This is a genomic window from Streptomyces sp. WMMB303, assembly GCF_029351045.1.
Lineage (GTDB): Bacteria > Actinomycetota > Actinomycetes > Streptomycetales > Streptomycetaceae > Streptomyces.
Genome location: NZ_JARKIN010000001.1, coordinates 2,504,440 through 2,518,428, shown reverse-complemented (window position 1 = coordinate 2,518,428; position 13,989 = coordinate 2,504,440). Strand labels below are relative to the sequence as shown.

The following is a 13,989-nucleotide window of genomic DNA, read 5'->3' as shown; positions in this document are numbered from 1 at the left end:
CTCCGGGACGTGCGGTCCGTCCGCGTCAGAACCACCCGAGTTCCCGCTCCGCTGCGGCCAGTGCCGTTTCCCACGGGTACGCCGCCGGGTCCCCTTGGCCCGGCGGATGCGGGCGGTAGCCCTTGCGGCCACGGAGCACTCTCACTCCGTCCCGTCGCCTCAGCTGATCCAGTGCATATCGCAAAGAGCGCTGCCTGTCCGTCTCGGAGTGCCAGTAGGGCATGGCCAGCACCGGCCTGCTCCGGTAGGAGGCCTCGGCCGGGACTGCCGGCGCCGGATCGGGTGTGACGCCCCACGCCCAAGCGCAGGCATCCGCCGCCGACACCGGCGCCACGAGTACGACGTCCGCCAGCGGCAGCGGCTCGGACTCCGACTGCCAGGGGGCGTCGTACCGGTGGCGGACCGGGTGGCCGGTCAGCTCCTCCAGCTCGGGCAGTTCCGCCTCCATCCATCGGGGGGCGGTCGGTGTGAGGAGCAGGTGCACGTCCCAGCCCCATTTCCGCCGCGCCGACCGGACGGCGGAGCCGATGTACTGGACGGGGGCGGCGGCACTCGCGCAGAGATGGAGAACAGTGGACACGGGAGCAGTCCACACGCCGGGCAAGGCGACCCGCAAGACTCGCAGTTGGCGCAAGCAGACGCTCACCGCGCGGGCCTCAGGGTGCGGGGGAGTGCCACGTACGTGTCCCTGCTCGTGCATCCGCCCCGCAGCCGGCTATTCGCCGATGGCGTATGCCGTGAACGAGGTCCAAGTGGCAGGGGAGAGGGTGAGGGAGGGGCCTGCGGGGTTCTTGGAGTCCCGTACGTGAATCCGGGCTTCGGGGCAGGTGGCTACCTCGACGCAGGCGGCCTCGTCGCCGGCGCTGTAGCTGGACTTGTGCCAGTCGAACGCGACCTCCAGGCAGGCGCCGCCCTCACTGCCGCTGTAGCTGGACTTGAACCAGTTCAGGCTGTCGGTGCCGGGTGTGCACTGTGCTTCGCTCATGCCTCTCCTAGCAGCCGGTCCAACAGGCTCCGGGAGTCCTCCACATTGAGAGCCTGGGTTCGCAGCATCGCATATTTTCGGGCGAGGATGCTGACCTCGCTCGCTTCTGAGACGAGCATGCTGCCGCGCTGAGTCTCCATGTATCCCAAGTGTTCGTGGTCCGGGGTTTCCAACACCACGAACGGGCCGTCAAGCGCCGCATGCTTCTCACGCCCGAGGGGCATCACCTGGAGTGCGAGGCCCGGCATGTCCGCGTCCTCCCGGAGGCGGCGGAGCTGGTCCCGTCGCACGCTGCCGCCGCCGAGCCGGTCCAGCAGGACCGCTTCGGAGACGACGAAGCTGGCGGAGGGCGGGACCTTCCGCTGGAAGACCGCCTGCCGTGCCATCCGCCCGGCGACCTGGACCTCCACCTCGTCCGCCTCCAGCGGCGGCTCCTTGCTCCGGAACACCGCACGGGCGTAGTCCTCGGTCTGAAGAAGTCCGGGGAGTACCTGGTTCTCGAACCAGTCGATCGCGACGGCCTCCTGCTCCCGGTCGATGAACTCCTCGGCCCACAGCGGGTACTTGTCCATATCCGGCAGGTGGGCGACGGCGATGGCCAGGGAGCCCTTCGTGCCGAGGATTTCGTCCAATTGTTCGGCCAGGTCGGATTTGAGGACGCGGCGGCCCTGCTCGATGGAGGCGATGGAATCGACGTCCATACACACCAGGTCGGCGAGGGCCTGCTGGGTGAAGTGGGCGGCGCGGCGGTAGTTGGCGAGGAGCTGTCCGACCAACTTCAGGGCGGACGCGTTCTTCTGGCGCTTCTTCGGTGGCATGACCGTGTCTCTCCCCCAACCGGCCGGGAACCGACCGGAGTGGAACTCGTACAACTCAGCTGTACGAGTGGAACCGGTGTTGAGGCTAACCGGCGGGCGCGACGGTTTTCCCATGAACTGGGAAACTCATCTGCCGCACTTCCGGGAGCATTTCTACCGCCGGGAGCGCCGTTCCGTCCCTCGGGCCAGGGCGTTCGTGCGGCGGGCGCTGGAGGACTGGGGTGCTGCGGCGCGCGGCGACGACGTGCTGCTGTGCGTCAGTGAAATCGCCACGAACGCGCTGCTGCACGGTGTTCCACCGGGGCGCGGATTCCGGGTGATGCTTTGGCTGGAGTCTGACGGACAGTTGCGAATTGAGGTGCACGACAGTGGAGAGGGAACTCCCACACTCTCGTCCGCCACCGACGACGCCGAGACCGGCCGCGGGCTGCTTCTCGTCGAAACACTGGCGGACAAGTGGGGAGTGGGAGCGCGGAATCCGGGAAAGGTCGTCTGGGCGGAATTCGCCGACTGCCGCCCTTCGGGGACGCGAAGCTGAGGAGAGTCCGGGCGGTTTTCGGCCCGCGCCGGTCCCGGCGTCACTCCGTCCGTCGACGGGCCTGCTTCACCTCGCGGTCGACGGCCCAGGCGTCGGCGACCGGCCCGAGGTGACCGAGCTTGTCGGGGTTGATCACTGCGCGGATGGTCCGGATCTGCCCGTCGACCACGTCGAGGGCCATGATGTGGAGTACCTTGCCGTCCCGGTCGCGGAAGAGCGCACCGGGCTGTCCGTTGATCTCCCGCGGCTCGAACGTCACAGCGACCCGGGCCATCAGGGGGAAGACCGAGGCGAGCAGCCGGGCCGCGTTCTCGGCGCCGCTGACGGCCTTGGCCAGTTGCGGGGCCTTGCCGCCGCCGTCCCCGACGAGCCGGACGTCGGCGGCCAGCAGCTTCCGCAGCCCGGCCACGTCACCGTCCTTCAGCGCGTCGAAGAACCGCGTCGCCAGCTCCTGCCGCTCCTGCCGGTCCGCCTCGAACCGCGGCCGCCCGTCCCGCATGTGCCGCCGGGCGCGGACCAGCAGCTGCCGGCACGCCGCCTCCGACCGTCCCACCGCCGCCGCGACCTCGTCGAACCCGAAGCCGAAAACGTCCCGCAGGACGAACACCGACCGCTCCAGCGGGCTGAGCCGCTCCAGGAGCAGCAGCGCGGCCATCGACACCGAGTCGGCCAGCTCCGCCGAGCGTGCCGGGTCCTGATACGGGTCGCTGAGCAGCGGTTCGGGGAACCAGGGGCCCACGTACTCCTCCCGCCTGACCCGTGCGGAGCGCAGCACGTCGATCGAGATCCGCGTCACCGCGGTCGTCAGGAACGCCTTGGCCGACGCGACCTGGGCCGTCGAGGCGTCGAAGCGCAGCCATGTCTCCTGCACCGCGTCCTCGGCCTCACCCACGCTGCCCAGGATGCGGTAGGCGAGCGAGAACAGCAGCGGCCGCAGCTCCTCGAACTCCTCCACCTTGGTCACGGCGAAACCCTCCTCGTGCCTTCCCGCCGGCCGCACCGCCGGCCCGGACATCCTCTGTGATCACCTGGCTGTCGGCCGTCGACCGACACTGCCGGGGTCAGGTCCCGAGCCCGCTGCCGGGCTCCGAGCCGGTCGCCGCCACGGCTCAGTGAAACCGTCCGGGCTCGTAGTCCCCGGCCGGCTGCTGGGCGATGATGTTCAGCCGGTTCACGGCGTTCATGAAGGAGACCAGGACCACCAGAGAGGTGAGCTGCTCCTCGTCGTAGTGCTTGGCGGCGTACGTCCACAGTTCGTCGTCCACGCCGGTGGCCGCGTCCGCGACCCGGGTCCCGGCCTCCGCGAGTTCCAGCGCGGCACGCTCGGCGTCCGTGAAGACGGTGGCCTCCCGCCACGCCGCGACCAGATTCAGCCGCACCGGGGTCTCACCGGCGGCAGCGGCCTCCTTGGTGTGCATGTCGATGCAGGCGGCGCAGCCGTTGATCTGGCTCACGCGCAGCGCCACCAGCTCCTGCGTCGCGGCCGGCAGCGGTGACTCTTTGAGCGTCATGCCCGCGGACATGAAGTGCTTCAGGGCTTTGCCGGCGGTCGGGCTGGCGAAGTAGTCCAGTCGTGCGTCCATGGTGTGCTCCTCTGTGCTCCTCTGTGGTCCTCGGTGGCTACACCCCCTGAGACGAGACGGCCCGACTTCCTGTGACACGGGCGGATGTGACCCGCGTCGCACTGCCGTCGGCCAGGGCTTCTCCGCCGGGCGGAAACCCGGGTGGCCTCAGCCCTGCGGCTGGATAGAGTCGCGCTGTGCCCGAGCTGCAGCGGCTGCGCGCCGACCACGCCCCGACGGTCCTGGCCTTCGAACTGGCGAACCGCGCCTACTTCGCCGCCTTCGTCACCGACCGTGGCGACGCGTACTTCGACCGGTTCGCCGACCGGTTCGGCGCCCTGCTGGCCGAGCAGGAGGCCGGCGTCTGCGCCTTCCACGTCCTCGTCGACGAGGACGTATCGGTACTGGGCCGGTTCAACCTGTACGACCTCGAGGACGGCGCCGCCGAACTCGGCTACCGGGTCGCACAGCACGCCGCCGGACGCGGTGTGGCGACGTCGGCGGTGCAGGAACTGTGCCGACTGGCCGCGACACGGTACGGGCTGCGCACCCTGCGGGCCGGCACCTCCCGAACGAACGTCGCGTCCCAGCGGGTGCTGACCAAGGCCGGATTCGTCCCGGTCGATCCGGCGGATCCGGCCGACCTCGGCGGTGAGCCGGGCACCTGGTTCCGGCGCGACCTGGACAGTGCGGGCCCGGGAGCAGCGGGCCCGCCCGGCTGGTATTGACCTTCACGTCGGTTGAAGCCCGACGATGGCCGGGTGCCTGACGACGAACTGATGCCGATCGGGGCCTTCGCCCGACGCACCGGACTGACCGCGAGCGCCCTGCGCTTCTACGCCGACTCCGGGCTGCTCCGCCCCGCCCAGGTCGACCCGGTCTCCGGCTACCGCTACTACGGTGCCGACCAGGTGACGCGGGCAGCGGCCCTGCGCCGGCTCCGCGAGATCGGCATGCCGCTCACCGCCGTCGAGACGGCTCTCGACGCGGAGCCGGATGACGCGGCCCGGCTGATCGACGAGCATGTCGCGAAGGTCTGCGAGGACGCGGCGGCGGTGCGGCGGAAGGCCGCTTCGCTCACATCGTCGCTCACGTCATCGCTCACCGAGACGCCCGGTCTGCCGATCGCCGTGGTGCAGGGACCGGTGCTGGCCGACGCGATCGAGCAGGTACTGACCGCCACCGTGCGGGAACCGGACATCCCGGTGCTCGGAGCGCTGCGTGTCGAGGCGACACCGGAAGCGGTCACCCTGACCGCGACGGACCGCTACCGCCTCGCGACCCGGACCCTGGTGCCGGCCGAAGCAGCATCCGCGACCTGGGCCGGCACGGTCGACGGTGACCAACTGCGGGCCGTGACGCAGGAGATCCGCCGCAGCACACTGGTGCGGGCCGAGGCGACGCCGCACGCACTCCGGCTGCGCACGGCGGACCGTGAGGACCGGCACTGCCGACTGCTGCCGGAGGAGTTTCCCGACCATCGGCTGATGCTCGCCTCGCTGCCCGAGGCCACGACCCGGGTGGCGGTCTCGAAGGCTCTCCTCCTGCGAGCCCTGGAGGAGCACCCGGGAGAGCGGATCACCCTGCGGGCCACCCGGCACGGCCTGCATGTCCTCCCGGCGGCGGAGCCGGCGTCCACCGGTGCCGCGCTCACGGCCACCGTGACGGGGCAGGACCTGCGGATCTCCTTCGAACTCACCACGCTCTACCCGGCCGTCAGCACCGCCATCGGTCCCGACCTGCTGCTCGACCTGCGAGGACCGGACCAGCCCGGCACCATCCGCTCCGCCGACCGCGGCGACCTCACCACCCTGGCCATGCCCACCGAGCCCGGCCGCACACCCTCAGCAAGAACCGACCACGCATCCTGAGCGAGAACGACGAGGAAGAACACCATGACCGCCACCCCTGCCGGCCCCGACGCCACCATGGAGGCCATCGGCCGCGCCGTCGAGGAAGGCCGAACCGGCGACGCCGCCTCCGCCCGCCGGAAGCTGCTGAATCTGTGGTCCACGATCGGCGTCACCGGCGACCCGCTGCACCGCTGCACCCTCGCGCACCATCTGGCAGACCTCCACGACGCCCCGGCACCGGCCCTGGCCTGGGACATCCGCGCCCTGGACGCTGCCGACGCCGTCACCGAGCAGCGCGTTCAGCAGCACCACGCCGGTCTGCACCTCGCCGGCTTCTATCCGTCCCTGCACCTCAACCTCGCCGACGACTACCGCCGTCTCGGCGCCTTCGACGCGGCCACCGAACACATCACCGCAGCCGGAGAGCACGCCCACGCCCTCTCCCCGGACACGTACGGATCCGTCCTGCGCACCGCCCTCGACGAGGTGGCCGAGGCCATCCGCCGGCGCGACACCGCCAAGCGGGCCTCCGCTCCGGGGCCCGCCGCCTGACGGCGGCTGTGCCGCCGGGCCGCCGCACGTCGGCGCGCAACCCGCTCCGCATCGTCGCGGGCGCCGACGATGCTCGAGCGTTGCCTCCTCACCGGCACCGTCTCAACGGCCGTCGGCCGTGCCGTCGGGGCCCGCGAAGACGAGCTGGGTGAGGGTGGTGGGGCTGTAGGGGGCCGTCACGGTGAGCCGGTAGAGGCCGGGCCGGGGTACCCGCAGGTCCACGCGGAGCAGGTCGTCGCCGTCGGCGTACGGGCTGCCCTCCCGGCTCCAGCCGTCGCCGTCCAGCGCGGACAGGGTGCACTCGACGCCCGACGGGTCGTCCGTGCCGGTGATGTCGACCTGCCACTCCGCGCCCGGTACGACGTAGTCCGGCACCTGGAGGCCCAGCGCGCCGTCCGCCTGGTCGGGGCCCAGCGGATCCTCCTCCAGCAGAAAGTCGACGACCGCCAGTCGGGCCGCCTTGTCGCTGGCCAGCGTGCCGTGCTGGAGCGCGAAAGGCACGGAAGCGGACGAGGAGAGCAGGGAAGCGGAGGCGCGGTGGACCGTGCCGTCCCCCTGTACCGGGAAGCGCCGGGGCACACCGTGGCGGTCCCGGAGCAGTTCGCCGTCGGTGTGACTGCGGAAGGAGTACTCCGCCGGTCGGACGACGCCGTCTTCCAGTGTCATGGACGCGGCCGTCCGCTGCTGGATACCCACGAGCTGGCGGTGGCACGGCAGCGGCTGGGTGAGCAGCTTCTGCCGGAACGCCTCCGCGTCCGCGTTCAGGTCCTTGTCGCCGCCGAGCGCGGCGACGTCCGCGGAGGTGAGGCGGCGGACCTCGGTCCCGTCCTCCACACACAGGTGGCGGGGGAGCAGGTCGTGTACGCCGGGCATGGTCGCGGCCAGTGCGGCGAGTTTGCGGTGCGGCAGGGGCAGCGGCGCGCCCTGGACGCCATTGAGGATGCAGGCCGCGTCCACCGACCCCTGGAAGGGGGTGCCCAGCGTCATCACGCCCCGGGTCTCGGCGGCGAGTTCGCTGTCGCCGCCGAGCGCGAGCGCGGCGTAGGTGACCAGACCGCCCATCGAGTGCGCGACGAAGACCAGCCGCGCCTCGCGTTCGTCCACCGCCAGCCGCCGCGCCTGTGCATGGGCCGGATGCGCACGCCACTCCTCCAGGTGACGACGGGCCTCCTGCGCCAGTAGCCGCGCGTTGGTGCGCACGGGCAGCCGCCAGTCGTAGGGGAAGGTGCGCAGGGCCCGCGGATGGGCCGCGACCGCGCCCGCGTCCTCGACCAGCCGGGTGTAGGGCTCGACACCGCCGACGAAGGGAATCCAGGTGGGGAAGCGCAGCAGTCGGCTCGCCCGCACGGACCCGGGCTCTCCCGCGCGCTCCGCGTCGGTGACGTGCAGGGAGCCGAGCCCCGACCTGCTCAGCCACGCCTTGGCGAGCCAACGGGGATGGGAGAGCCCCCACAGGACCTCGCCTCCGGCGTTGATCAGTTCGCTGCCCATGATGCCCGGCACGATGACGATCGCGTCGTGGGTGACGGCCGGGGCGAGGGACGTGGCGGCGTTCCACTGCGAAGGCGGACTCATACCTGCAACGATAGGCACCATGAGCGGTGTTGGGGGAGGAGTCGAGTTGCGCGACGCCTTCTCGGCGGACGAGAAGGCGGACGTGCCGCCCCCGCGCACTCTGCTGACGCTCGCGGTCCTCGACTACGGGGACGGCGACGAGGAGTTCACCGGCGGCATCCGCGAGCAGTTGGACGTGGTCACCGCGTGGTGGTCGGCCGAGGGGTCGTCCACCGCCTTCCACCAGGTGCCCAACCCGGTGCTGGAGACCCGGGACGATGTGGAGGACTTCTTCCGGGAGCGGAAGGTGCGGGAGCTGGGCGGGCAGGCCCTGGTGCTGTTCGTCACCGGCCACGGACTCGCCGGCGCGTCCCGCTCCCACTACCTGAAGCTGCCCGGCTCGGTGAAGAACCGCAAGCTCGCCACCGCCGTGCGGACCGCGGACGTGGTCGCCGCGGCTCTGGACTCGCACGCGGAGAACGTCCTGGTCATCGTCAACGCCTGCTACGCGGGACAGCTGGCCTCCGAACTCACCGCGCTCTACGCCGACATCGGTCAGCAGCGTCGCGAGACCTGCCGGCTGGACGTCCTGGTCACCTGCGGCCACGACCGTCCGGTACAGGTGCGCCGGTTCCCCACGCTGCTGCGCGGGGCCCTGCACCGGCTGCGTACCAACGCCGGGGTGACCACGCCGCACCTGAGCGTCGGCGACTTCATGGCCGAGTTCGAACGCGGCCTGCGGCGCGGCCCGGAACGTGAGCGGCACCGGCTGCGCCAACTGGTCCACAGCTCCAGCCCGCTCGAACCGACGCCGTGCATCCCCAACCCGGGCTACCGGCACGACCGCGAGAGCACCGGCCCCGGCAGTGCACACGGCGGCGGCAACACCAAGGACGGCTACTGGCTCGACCGGGCCACCGGCCGCACCCAGGACGGCGACAGCGGCTGGTACTTCCGCGGCCGCGAGCGCCTCAACCGGACGCTCACCACCCACCTGGACGGCACCCGCGCCCGGGGAGTCCTGCTGGTCACCGGCAGCGCGGGCAGCGGGAAGTCCGCCGTGCTCGCCCGCGCGGTGGTCCTCAGCGACCCCGCCTACCGGAACCAGCCGCTGTGCAAGGCGGCGACCGAACAGGTACCCGCCGCCACCGTCCCGCCGCCCGGCTCCGTCGACGCGGCCGTCCTCGCCCGCCACCAGGACGCCTCCCAGGTCGCCGCCGCCCTGCTGCGCGCACTCGGCGAGACCCCCGCAGTCCCCGAGTCGGCCGAGGACCCGGTCACCTGCTGGTCCCGGCAGCTCGTCACCCATCTGCGCGGCCGCACCGGACGGGTGGGCGTCGTCCTGGACGGCCTGGACGAATCCGAGGAAGCCGACCGTATCGTCAGCGATGTGCTGGGTCCCCTCGGCGAGTTCTGCACCGCCCGCCTGCCCTCCCAGGCCAGGGGCGAGCGGAGAGCGGCGGGGGAGCGGGGAGCGCCGCGGGCCGCGGGGGAGCCCGGGGCGCCGGAAGCGCCGGGACCGGCGGATGACGCGGAGGGCGGAAGCGGCGGGCCTGGCCCCGCGGAGCTGAGCCTGCTGCTCGGCGTGCGCTCCAGCAGACCGGCCGCGGCAGCACCGGCGGACACCTGCCCCGACGCGCAGCGCGGTCTGCTCGACCTGCTGCGCGAGACCTTCCCGAGCGCCGAAGTGGAACGCACCGACGACGAGCAGAGCACCGCCGACATCGCGGAGTACGTGACCGCTCTCCTCGGCGACCGCAGCCACCCGCGAGCAGCACACGAGGCCGCCGCCCTGGTGGCCCGGCAGGTGTGGCCGTCCTTCATCGACGCGCGCCTGGCCGGGGAACAGCTCAAGGGCGACGCGGACCCCGTGCACACGGTGCGGCAACCGGAATGGCAGCAGATGCTGGGACTCGGCGTCCGGGGCCTGCTGCGGCGCGATCTGGCACTGGTGGCCGAGGAAGGGCTGCCCGCCGACGTCGCGCACGCGCTGCTGCGGGCCGCCGCCTTCGCGGAGGGCTCCGGCGTGCCCTGGTCGGTCATCTGGCCGGCGATGGCCCAGACGCTGCTGGGCAGGCCCCTGGAGAACTGGGACGAGATGATCGAGAAGCTGCTCGGCAGCCGGCTCAACGGCTATCTGACCCATGACCACCAGGACGAACGACGCGTCTACCGCCCGACGCACGAATCCCTCACCGAAGTCCTGCGCGCGGGCACCCTGCTCGACGACGGCGGCATCGCGTGACCGAACCGCCCGAGCGCCCCGACCGCGGCCCGCAGGCTCCCGGCCAGGTGGAGATCCAGCAGAAGCTGGCCGCCGCGCTGGCCGGTCTGGTGCCCGACGACCCCAGCATCCCCCCGCACCCCTATCTGCGCCGCCACCTGGCCCAGCACGCGGCCCAGGGCCATGTGCTGGACGACACGCACGTGCCACCCGCCCTGCTGCCCTGGGAGACCAGCGCCGCGGTCCGCCGCCTGCTGGCGGCCGGGGAGTCCAGCCCGCTCCGGCAGCAGTGGCTCCAGGCGTGGGCCAAACTCGAACCCTTCACCCGCAACCTCAGCCCGCTCTCCCGGCTCGCCAGCCTGCAACTGGCCCACCACGCCGCCACGGCCCGGCACCTGCCGCCGGAGCAGCGCGGCACCCCGCCGGAACCGTTCGCCGGATCACCGGTCACCCCGCTGTGGAGCGACTGCGCCAGCGCCGAGAATCTCTGGGCCCTCACCGATCCCGCCGTCACCTCCCTGACGTCCCTCACCCCCCGCGGGCCCCGCCGGACGCTCGTCGTCGCAGGGGACGACCACGGCGCGGTACGCCTCCTGCGCCCCGACGGCACCGCGGCCGCCGCCCCGCTGCCGCTGCACCAGGGCGCCGTCACCCAACTGCTCCCACTGGCCGACGGGCTCGTCGTCACCGCCGGGACCGACGGACGGGTCACCGTGCTCGACGCGCACCGGGCCCGGCCGATACGGCAGATCCATCACCGCGAGCGCGCCTGGGTCAGCTCCCTGATCCGCCACGAGCAGTCCGCGTACGCCTCCACCCTCCTGGCGGCCTACGACGACGGGCACATCGCCGCCTTCGACGCCGCCACCTTCCAGCCGGTCGACATCCCCCTCCCCGTCCTCGAAAGCGCCCCGGTGCTCCTCCAGAGCACCCGGCTGCCCGGCCGCGCGGCTCCGCCGGCCCCGGGCGGCGGAGCCCCGGCGCAGGACGGCGACGCCGTGGTGCCGGGCCCGCGGCCCCGCGGGACGCCGGTGCTGCTGTTCGCCCAGCACGACACGGTCGGGTGCTTCGACGGCCGTACCACCACCCGGTGCTCCCGCCATCCCGCTGCCGTCCGCGCGCTGCTGGCCCCGCCGGACGGCAGCGGCCGGTACGTCGTCGCGCTGGAGGACGGTTCGCTGGCCCTCCACGACGCGGCCGCACCGCACCCCCGCCTCGCCCCGCCGACCGGTACCGGGCCGGGCACCACCCAGGCGACAGCCCTCCGGGTCGTCGAGGTCGAGAACCGGCAGACCCTCGCCTCGGCGTCGGCGGACGGCACCGTACGGCTGTGGGAACTGCCCGCTCTGCGCCCCCTGCACCAGGCCCTGCCGGGGCACTCCGCTCCGGCCACCGCCCTCACCTCCGTCACCCGCGACGGGCACACCCGCCTCTACAGCGCCGGGCTGGACTGCACCATCCGCGCCTGGCCGCTGTCGGCGGCCGCGCTGCACGACCCCCCGCGCGTCTGGACCCCGATCACCGTCAGTGCCCTCTCGCCCCCGCCCATGCGCCTGCTGGCCACCGCCGAGGAGACGCGGACCAAGGTGTGGAACATCGAGACCGGCGCCGAGCGGCTCGTCCACGAGGGGGACTCCCCGACGGCGCTTGCCTGGGTCCCGCTGGGCACCCGGCTGCTGCTGGCGGCGGGGATGAGCGACAGCAGCGTCGCCCTGTGGGACCTCACCGAGCGCGGCCCGGTCTCGACCGTCCGCGAACTGACGGGCCACTACTCACCGGCGCTGTGCCTGGTGCCGATGGTCGACGACTCCACCGCGCTGCTGGCCGGCGGCGGCGCCGACGGCAGAGTCCTGGTGTGGGACCTGAGCACCGGCCAAACCGTGCACAGCTTCTCCCAGCACGTCCTCAGCGTCCGCTGCCTGGCCTCCGTGCACTCCCGGTACGGGTTCCTGCTCGCCTCCGGCGGCAGCGACGGCAACGTGCGGATCTGGGACCTGCGGCGGCACTCTCGCGCGGCGGATGACGGCCACCGGCCGGACCCGATCACCATCCGCTGTGAGCAGCACGCCGTGAACGACGTGGCCTTCTTCCCGCTGGACAACGGCGGGCTGCGGCTGGCGACCGCCGGGCAGGACGGCTCGCTGAAAGTCTGGTCGGTGCGGGAGGAAGAGCAGGACGGGGAGGAGCGGGAGCAGGATCCGGGGCCGCGGCCGGAGGAGCGATCGCGGGATCGGTCGTACGACGGAGCCGATCTCGTACGGGAGTTCAATCCCGGGGACGGCGAACTCACCGCCGTCACCCGGTTCACCGCCGGCCGCGGCCGCACCCTCTTCGCGGTCGCCGGCAGGACCGGCATCCACCTGTGGGACGCCACCGTCGACCGACCGCTCCTGCAAGCCGTCACCGGGTATCCGGTCAACACCCTGAAAATGGCGCCGCAGCGCGCCTCGGAATCGGCCGCGCCGGTGCTGCTGGCCACCGGGGAGGCGGGCACGATGATCCTGCGTCTCGACGACAAACGCCTCTGAGCAGGGCCTTCGATCGCGGGTCCCCTGTGGTCACCGACTCGCCGGTGACGCGTGTGCTCCCCCCCGCGACGTATCGACTCCCGAGCTGTCCGCCTCACGGGTGGCGATCTTGTGCGCACAGCGCACAGCGGGCGCGCACGGTGGGAGGTCCTGCCGGCCTGTCCGGGCCTCGCGGACCTCTTGCGCGGCACCCCGGCCGCGGCGTTCCTGCCGGTCAGGTGCATGATGAGGGGGACATGTGAAGGAAGGGGCGGGAAATGGCGCAATCGACGGTGGAAAGGGAGAGAACGACTCCCGGAGGACCGGAACGCGTCGGCGGCGCAGGCTGGACGGCCGTGTGGCTGACCGGCGCCGTGGCCCTGGCGGCGGAGGGAGTCCTCGCGCTGGTCGTGTACTTCCTGGCGGGCCTGCGGGACGAGTACTATCTCGCCGCCGGCGTCCCGGCCTATGTCGGATATCTCTTCGTCTCCGTGGTCGCCATGGTGCTGCTCGGCCTGGCGGGGCTGATCTGCTCGGCCGCGGTCGTCCTGCCGGTCGTACAGCTGTCGCGCTGGTCGGCCCGCAAGAAGGGGCGGCCGGAGACGGCGCGCTGGTGCCTGGCCGTGTGCGGTGCGGTCGCCGCGACGGCAGCCCTGTGCATCGGGGTGCCGACGGCGCTGTTCGGGGGCGGTTGGACCGCGCTGCCGCTGGTTCTTCTGGTGGCCTTCGTCGGCCTGGTCCCCGCCGTCCTGTGCAGCAGGGCCGTGACCGTGCTGCGTCGCACCGGTGCCCGGTTCGGGCTGGCCGCGGGGGTCCTCGGCTGCGGACTGGCGCTGTCGGCTGTGGTCTTCGTCGGCGGCCTGGCGGCCTACGGAACCGGACTGATCCAGGAGTACGAGCCGCCACGGCTCACCAAGACACAGCTCGTCGGGGTCTGGAGCGACGACCAGGGCGGCACCCTCACTCTCCGCGCCGACGGCACCGCGGTGGCCGACGAGCTGGGCGTCCACGACGCGGACACGGCGACCAGCGGGGAGGCTCACGAGCACTGCGACGGCTCCGGCTCATGGTCGAAGGGTGCGGCGCCGGACGGAACCTCGCAGCTCGCTCTCGACGTCACCGACTGCAGGGCGGTCAGCAGCTGGCAGTTCGGAGGCACCGAGGAACAGCCCACCCTCTTCCACTGGATCGGCGACCCCGATTCCCTCAAGCGGCACATACTGCATCGCGGGGCGCCGGCACAGTAGTTCCCGGGGCTCGGGGTGCCGATCCGGAACAGGCGGAGTGCGCACGGCGCGGGGACCGGAAGGCGGCCGGCCGGGCCCCCAGGGTCCGGTCGCAGAAGGCGGACGTCCCGGATGGCGGACCAGCCGCTCGGCGGCAGCGGGTCGCGAGG

The 13,989-nt window shown here is 72.4% G+C and carries 13 protein-coding genes; 7 read left to right on the top strand and 6 right to left on the bottom strand.

Annotated features, from left to right (window positions below):
- Positions 1-25: 25 nt before the first annotated feature.
- From P2424_RS11345 to P2424_RS11335, 3 genes are all read right to left on the bottom strand, one after another.
- The gene (locus P2424_RS11345; RefSeq protein WP_276475635.1) at positions 26-580 is read right to left on the bottom strand and encodes a flavoprotein; all 555 of its coding nucleotides are present in this window, start codon (positions 578-580) and stop codon (positions 26-28) included.
- 135 nt (positions 581-715) lie between these two features.
- Positions 716-985 carry a DUF397 domain-containing protein gene (locus P2424_RS11340; protein ID WP_276475634.1) on the bottom strand — a complete coding sequence of 90 codons (270 nt, stop codon included), beginning with the start codon at positions 983-985 and terminating at the stop codon, positions 716-718.
- Positions 982-1,803 carry a helix-turn-helix transcriptional regulator gene (locus P2424_RS11335; protein ID WP_276475633.1) on the bottom strand — a complete coding sequence of 274 codons (822 nt, stop codon included), beginning with the start codon at positions 1,801-1,803 and terminating at the stop codon, positions 982-984. The genes P2424_RS11340 and P2424_RS11335 overlap by 4 nt, the downstream gene beginning before the upstream one ends.
- A gap of 112 nt (positions 1,804-1,915) precedes the next feature.
- On the opposite strand from P2424_RS11335, the gene P2424_RS11330 reads away from it, so the two are divergent.
- Positions 1,916-2,341 (top strand): ATP-binding protein, encoded by a 426-nt coding sequence (locus tag P2424_RS11330; RefSeq protein WP_276475632.1) that lies wholly within the window; start codon positions 1,916-1,918, stop codon positions 2,339-2,341.
- 40 nt (positions 2,342-2,381) lie between these two features.
- Here the strand turns inward: P2424_RS11330 and P2424_RS11325 are convergent, their stop codons facing one another.
- Together P2424_RS11325 and P2424_RS11320 are read right to left on the bottom strand one after the other, a co-directional pair.
- The gene (locus tag P2424_RS11325) at positions 2,382-3,305 is read right to left on the bottom strand and encodes an RNA polymerase sigma-70 factor (RefSeq protein ID WP_276475631.1); all 924 of its coding nucleotides are present in this window, start codon (positions 3,303-3,305) and stop codon (positions 2,382-2,384) included.
- A 145-nt stretch (positions 3,306-3,450) separates the two neighbouring features.
- Positions 3,451-3,924: a carboxymuconolactone decarboxylase family protein gene (locus tag P2424_RS11320; protein WP_276475630.1), complete on the bottom strand. Its 474-nt coding sequence runs from the start codon at positions 3,922-3,924 to the stop codon at positions 3,451-3,453.
- A gap of 176 nt (positions 3,925-4,100) precedes the next feature.
- Between P2424_RS11320 and P2424_RS11315 the strand changes: the two genes are divergently transcribed.
- The 3 genes from P2424_RS11315 to P2424_RS11305 are packed head-to-tail and all read left to right on the top strand — an operon-like array spanning position 4,101 to position 6,308.
- Positions 4,101-4,631 carry a GNAT family N-acetyltransferase gene (locus tag P2424_RS11315; protein ID WP_276475629.1) on the top strand — a complete coding sequence of 177 codons (531 nt, stop codon included), beginning with the start codon at positions 4,101-4,103 and terminating at the stop codon, positions 4,629-4,631.
- Between the two features lie 33 nt (positions 4,632-4,664).
- Positions 4,665-5,774, top strand: coding sequence for a MerR family transcriptional regulator (locus P2424_RS11310; protein WP_276475628.1), 1,110 nt, complete (start codon positions 4,665-4,667; stop codon positions 5,772-5,774).
- Positions 5,775-5,798: 24 nt separating this feature from the next.
- Positions 5,799-6,308: a hypothetical protein gene (locus P2424_RS11305; protein WP_276475627.1), complete on the top strand. Its 510-nt coding sequence runs from the start codon at positions 5,799-5,801 to the stop codon at positions 6,306-6,308.
- Positions 6,309-6,410: 102 nt separating this feature from the next.
- Here the strand turns inward: P2424_RS11305 and P2424_RS11300 are convergent, their stop codons facing one another.
- Complete coding sequence (locus tag P2424_RS11300) at positions 6,411-7,883, bottom strand: hypothetical protein (RefSeq protein ID WP_276475626.1); 1,473 nt, start codon at positions 7,881-7,883, stop codon at positions 6,411-6,413.
- A 19-nt stretch (positions 7,884-7,902) separates the two neighbouring features.
- Here P2424_RS11300 and P2424_RS11295 point away from each other — a divergent pair, with 19 nt between their 5' ends.
- The 3 genes from P2424_RS11295 to P2424_RS11285 all read left to right on the top strand — a co-directional run bounded on the left by P2424_RS11295 (position 7,903) and on the right by P2424_RS11285 (position 13,840).
- Complete coding sequence (locus P2424_RS11295; RefSeq protein WP_276475625.1) at positions 7,903-10,107, top strand: AAA family ATPase; 2,205 nt, start codon at positions 7,903-7,905, stop codon at positions 10,105-10,107.
- Positions 10,104-12,614: a WD40 repeat domain-containing protein gene (locus P2424_RS11290; RefSeq protein ID WP_276475624.1), complete on the top strand. Its 2,511-nt coding sequence runs from the start codon at positions 10,104-10,106 to the stop codon at positions 12,612-12,614. The genes P2424_RS11295 and P2424_RS11290 overlap by 4 nt, the downstream gene beginning before the upstream one ends.
- A gap of 257 nt (positions 12,615-12,871) precedes the next feature.
- Positions 12,872-13,840, top strand: a complete 969-nt coding sequence (locus P2424_RS11285; protein ID WP_276475623.1) for a hypothetical protein — start codon at positions 12,872-12,874, stop codon at positions 13,838-13,840.
- Positions 13,841-13,989 lie beyond the last annotated feature (149 nt).

Excerpts from the sequence above, each read along its gene's own strand:
- P2424_RS11295 (WP_276475625.1), top strand. The coding sequence starts at position 7,903 with ATGAGCGGTGTTGGGGGAGGAGTCGAGTTGCGCGACGCCTTCTCGGCG.
- P2424_RS11330 (WP_276475632.1), top strand. The coding sequence starts at position 1,916 with ATGAACTGGGAAACTCATCTGCCGCACTTCCGGGAGCATTTCTACCGC.
- P2424_RS11305 (WP_276475627.1), top strand. The coding sequence starts at position 5,799 with ATGACCGCCACCCCTGCCGGCCCCGACGCCACCATGGAGGCCATCGGC.
- P2424_RS11335 (WP_276475633.1), bottom strand. The coding sequence starts at position 1,803 with ATGCCACCGAAGAAGCGCCAGAAGAACGCGTCCGCCCTGAAGTTGGTC.
- P2424_RS11340 (WP_276475634.1), bottom strand. The coding sequence starts at position 985 with ATGAGCGAAGCACAGTGCACACCCGGCACCGACAGCCTGAACTGGTTC.
- P2424_RS11300 (WP_276475626.1), bottom strand. The coding sequence starts at position 7,883 with ATGAGTCCGCCTTCGCAGTGGAACGCCGCCACGTCCCTCGCCCCGGCC.
- P2424_RS11285 (WP_276475623.1), top strand. The coding sequence starts at position 12,872 with ATGGCGCAATCGACGGTGGAAAGGGAGAGAACGACTCCCGGAGGACCG.
- P2424_RS11320 (WP_276475630.1), bottom strand. The coding sequence starts at position 3,924 with ATGGACGCACGACTGGACTACTTCGCCAGCCCGACCGCCGGCAAAGCC.